Annotated in this window: 5 protein-coding genes; all 5 read left to right on the top strand. The window is 62.3% G+C overall.

The window, feature by feature from the left end; translation table 11 throughout:
- Positions 1–198: 198 nt before the first annotated feature.
- Positions 199–1,095, top strand: a complete 897-nt coding sequence (gene cysT / locus ACFFAR_RS25205) for a sulfate ABC transporter permease subunit CysT (RefSeq protein WP_375508660.1) — start codon at positions 199–201, stop codon at positions 1,093–1,095.
- Positions 1,092–2,036, top strand: a complete 945-nt coding sequence (gene cysW / locus ACFFAR_RS25200) for a sulfate ABC transporter permease subunit CysW (protein ID WP_174364592.1) — start codon at positions 1,092–1,094, stop codon at positions 2,034–2,036. Before cysT ends, cysW begins: the two co-directional genes overlap by 4 nt.
- Positions 2,037–2,051: 15 nt before the next feature.
- Positions 2,052–3,110, top strand: a complete 1,059-nt coding sequence (locus ACFFAR_RS25195) for a sulfate/molybdate ABC transporter ATP-binding protein (RefSeq protein WP_061999243.1) — start codon at positions 2,052–2,054, stop codon at positions 3,108–3,110.
- A gap of 24 nt (positions 3,111–3,134) precedes the next feature.
- Entirely contained in the window at positions 3,135–4,061 is a 927-nt protein-coding gene (locus ACFFAR_RS25190) for a CysB family HTH-type transcriptional regulator (RefSeq protein ID WP_375508659.1), read from the top strand.
- Positions 4,062–4,096: 35 nt separating this feature from the next.
- Positions 4,097–4,660 (top strand): asparaginase (locus ACFFAR_RS25185; RefSeq protein WP_375508658.1); only part of this gene is annotated, 564 nt, incomplete at its 3' end.

Here is a 4,660-nt window from a genome sequence, read left to right as displayed (position 1 = left end):
GTGTTCGATTCGATCTATCAGCCGCAGTAATAGCGGCGAGTTTCAAAGCATGAAGCACAGCATCGCCTGCGTTGATCCGCTCGCGATGCTGTAGTCGTAAGAAGCCACAAAAAACCAGCAACACCACCACGGCCGCACAGACGGTCAGAACCCCGAAGCGCCGTTCCCCGCGACGCAACGGTACTGGATGATGGACGCATGACAACTTTCACTTTCCGCAAGCCCAGCGCGCTGCCGGGCTTCGGCCTGACGCTCGGCGTCACGGTGGCGTATCTGAGCCTCGTGGTGCTGATTCCGCTCGCCGCGACCTTTGCCAAGACGGCCACCCTCGACTGGGCAACGTTCGTGCGAGCCGTCACGTCGCCGCGTGTGCTGGCGTCGTATCGGCTGACGTTTTCGGCCGCGCTCGGCGGCGCGCTGATCAACGCCGTGTTCGGCTTTCTGGTCGCCTGGGTGCTGGTCCGCTATACGTTTCCGTTCAAGCGGATCGTGGACGCTGTAGTCGATCTGCCGTTTGCGTTGCCTACCTCCGTAGCAGGCATTGCGCTCGCGGCCGTGTATGCGCCCAATGGCTGGATTGGACAATTTCTCGCGCCGCTCGGGCTCAAAGTGGCGTTTACGCCGCTGGGCGTGCTGGTGGCGCTGACGTTCATCGGCTTGCCGTTCGTGGTGCGGACCGTGCAGCCGGTGCTCGAAGACTTCGAGCGCGAACAGGAAGAAGCCGCCGCGTGCCTTGGCGCGACTCGCTGGCTGACGTTTCGCCGCGTGGTCCTGCCGTCGCTGTTCCCCGCGCTTCTGACCGGCTTCGCGCTTGCCTTCGCGCGCGCGCTGGGCGAGTACGGGTCGGTGATTTTCATCGCGGGTAATGTGCCGATGAAATCCGAAATCACGTCGTTGCTGATCATCACGAAGCTCGAACAGTACGACTATGCCGGGGCGACCGCGATTGCGGTCGTGATGCTGTGCGTGTCCTTCTTGATGCTGCTCATGATCAACACGCTGCAATGGTTCCTCCAGCGGCGCACCAGCCGCGGCGGAGCGGGTCCCGCGCCGGCGCTGGCCGGTTCACTGCATGTCGATGGAGCCAAAGCATGAGCGGCGTCGACCAGAAAGCGGCGGATCTCGGGGCGCTGCGTGCCATCGAACACAAGCTCGATCCCGTTACCGAATCGCGCGCCGTGCGCTGGATCCTGACGACGATCGCGCTGATCTTTCTCGCGCTGTTTCTCGTCGTGCCGCTTGCTGCCGTGTTTGCGCAGGCCTTTGCGAAGGGCGTGGCGTATTACTTCGATTCGTTGAAGGACCCCGATGCGTGGTCCGCCATCAAGCTCACGTTGATCACGGCGGCCATTGCCGTGCCGCTGAACGTTGTGTTCGGACTCTGCGCTTCGTGGGCGATCGCCAAGTTCGAGTTTCGTGGCAAGGCATTTCTCACCACGCTGATCGACTTGCCGTTTTCGGTCTCGCCGGTCGTCTCGGGCCTCATCTACGTGCTGATGTTCGGCGCGCAAGGCTGGTTCGGACCATGGCTCATCGACCATAACGTGCAGATCATCTTTGCCGTGCCGGGCATCGTGCTCGCAACGATCTTCGTCACGTTCCCGTTTGTCGCCCGTGAGCTGATCCCGCTGATGCAGGCCCAAGGCAACGACGAAGAAGAAGCGGCGCACGTGCTTGGCGCGTCGGGCTGGCAAATCTTCCGGCGCGTGACGCTGCCCAATGTGAAGTGGGGTCTCCTGTACGGCGTGATCCTCTGTAACGCGCGGGCGATGGGCGAGTTCGGCGCCGTGTCCGTGGTCTCGGGCCATATTCGCGGCCAGACCGACACCATGCCGCTGCACGTCGAAATTCTCTACAACGAATACAACTTCTCGGCGGCGTTCGCCGTGGCCTCGTTGCTGGCGCTGCTGGCGCTCGTCACGCTCGGGCTGAAACTGCTCGCCGAAAACCGCATGGAGAAATCGATAAAAGCCGCGCAGGCCCGGCCTGCCGATATCGACGTAAACAAGCCCGCGGCCGCGTCACTCCAGAACTAGAAGGCGAAGATCACCATGAGCATCATCGTTCGCAATTTGCAAAAGCGCTTTGGCGATTTCGTCGCGCTGGATAACGTCTCGCTGGACTTCCCCGCGGGCGAACTGGTCGCGTTGCTTGGACCGTCGGGCTGCGGCAAGACCACGTTGTTGCGCGTGATCGCGGGACTCGAATACGCGGATGCGGGTTCGGTCGTGCTGAACGGCGAAGACGTCGCGGAGGTCGGCGCGCGCGAACGTCAGGTCGGTTTCGTGTTCCAGCATTACGCGCTGTTCCGCCATATGACCGTGTTCGAGAACGTCGCGTTCGGGCTGCGCGTGAAACCGCGCAAGGAACGGCCGCCGGAAGCCGTGATCCGCGAGAAAGTGCATGAGCTGCTGAAGCTCGTCCAGCTCGATTGGCTTGCGCAACGGTTTCCATCGGAGTTGTCGGGTGGTCAGCGGCAGCGCATTGCGCTGGCGCGTGCATTGGCTGTAGAGCCGAAAGTGCTGCTGCTCGACGAACCCTTCGGCGCGCTGGATGCCAAGGTCCGGAAGGAGCTGCGCAGCTGGTTGCGCCGTCTGCATGACGACCTGCATATCTCGACCATTTTCGTCACGCACGACCAGGAAGAAGCGTTGGAGGTCGCGGACCGGATCGTGGTGCTCAATCGCGGACATGTGGAGCAAGTGGGCAGCCCGCAAGACGTCTACGATCATCCGCAGACGTCGTTCGTGTACGAGTTCCTGGGCGCGGCAAACCGCCTGAAAGGGACCGTCGATGCACAAGGTTTCGTGGCGCAAGGCGCCGCCAAACCGATCGCGACCGAAGCCAGCTTCGCGGGTCCGGCGGTCGCCTACGTCCGGCCGCACGATCTCACGCTGTTCCCGACGGCGTCGGGTCATCGCGATGGGATCGTAGTCGACGTGCGCCGCGTCGTGACGCTCGGCGGTTCGGTGCGCGTGGACCTGGAAGGCGCGGAAGGCAACGTGCTCGAAGCCGAACTGGATCGCGAGACGTGGCGCGCTTTGAACCTGAACATAGGCGATGGCGTGACCGCCGTCCCGCGCGTGCTGCGCGTGTTCCCGGCACATTGAGACTACCCAAGAAGAGAGGCTGACATGAACTTCCAGCAACTGCGTTTCGTCCGCGAGGCCGTGCGCCAGAACATGAATCTGACCGAGGTCGCGAACGTGCTTTATACGTCGCAATCGGGTGTATCGAAGCAGATCAAGGACCTCGAGGATGAACTCGGCGTCGACATTTTCATTCGTCGCGGCAAGCGTCTGACGGGCCTGACGGAGCCGGGCAAGGAAGTGCATCAGGTGATCGAACGCATGCTGCTCGATGCCGAGAACCTTCGCCGCGTCGCGCGCCAGTTCGCCGATCAGGACAACGGCCATCTGGTCGTGGCGACCACGCACACGCAGGCGCGCTATGCGCTGCCCAAGGTGATCCGCCAGTTCACCGAGGTGTTCCCGAAAGTCCACCTCGCGCTGCGCCAGGGCAGCCCGCAGCAGATCGCGCAGATGATCATCAATGGCGAGGCGGACATCGGTATTTCGACAGAAGCGCTCGACCGCTATCCGGACATCATTACCTTCCCATGCTATTCGTGGCATCACACGGTAGTCGTGCCGAAGGGCCATCCGCTGGTCGGACGCGAGAACCTCACGCTCGACGAAATCGCCGAATACCCGATCGTCACCTACGACAACGATTTCACCGGCCGTTCGCACGTCGACCAGGCGTTCGCGAAAGTGGGCGCGATGCCGGACGTGGTGCTGACCGCCATCGATGCCGACGTGATCAAGACCTATGTGGAACTGGGCATGGGTATCGGCATTGTGGCTGCAATGGCCTTCGATGAAAAGCGCGATACCGAACTCGTCGCGCTCGATACCCAACATCTGTTCGAGGCGAGCACCACGCGCGTGGGCTTGCGCAAGGGCGCCTTCCTTCGCGCTTACGCGTACAAGCTGATCGAGATGTTCGCGCCGCAACTGGATGAAGCGCAAATCGCGGCGCAGTTGCGCGAGGCGGCGTAAAACTCGCTTCAGACACGCTCCGCTACAATTGCGGCATGAACTCCTTACACACTTCATTGCCGCAGATTGCCGTCCTCGCCACCGGTGGCACCATCGCGGGCGAGGCGAGCGATGTCGCGAAAACCTCGGGTTACAAGGCCGGCGTTGTCGGCGTCGACAAACTGCTTCACGCCGTGCCGTCCTTGTCGCAGGTTGCGCGGATTCACGCGGAGCAAGTCGCGAGTATCGACAGCAAGGACATGACGCCGGCGCTCTGGGCCAATTTATGCGCACGCGTGAATGTCTTGCTCGCGCAGGATGACATCGATGGCGTCGTCATCACTCATGGCACGGATACGCTCGAAGAAACCGCGTATCTGCTGCATCTCACCGTCAAGAGCGACAAGCCGGTTGTGCTGACGGCGGCCATGCGGCCATCGACTGCCTTATCCGCCGATGGGCCGCTCAATTTGCTCAACGCGGTCACTGTGGCGGCGAGCAAGGCATCGTGGAAGCAGGGCGTGCTGGTCGCGTTCAACAATCAGATCCACAGCGGGCGCGATGTCACCAAGACCAGCACCTACGCCGTCGATGCCTTCCGATCGCCTGAGGGCGGCGCG

It is taken from the genome of uncultured Caballeronia sp. (genome assembly GCF_964243625.1).
Taxonomy (GTDB): Bacteria; Pseudomonadota; Gammaproteobacteria; order Burkholderiales; family Burkholderiaceae; genus Caballeronia.
Note: the sequence above shows the minus strand (reverse complement) of the source record. Positions and strands in the feature narration are given on the sequence as shown.

What these genes read in the sequence shown, in the direction of transcription:
- cysT (WP_375508660.1), top strand. Translation starts at nt 199, where the DNA reads ATGACAACTTTCACTTTCCGCAAGCCCAGCGCGCTGCCGGGCTTCGGC.
- cysW (WP_174364592.1), top strand. Translation starts at nt 1,092, where the DNA reads ATGAGCGGCGTCGACCAGAAAGCGGCGGATCTCGGGGCGCTGCGTGCC.
- ACFFAR_RS25195 (WP_061999243.1), top strand. Translation starts at nt 2,052, where the DNA reads ATGAGCATCATCGTTCGCAATTTGCAAAAGCGCTTTGGCGATTTCGTC.
- ACFFAR_RS25190 (WP_375508659.1), top strand. Translation starts at nt 3,135, where the DNA reads ATGAACTTCCAGCAACTGCGTTTCGTCCGCGAGGCCGTGCGCCAGAAC.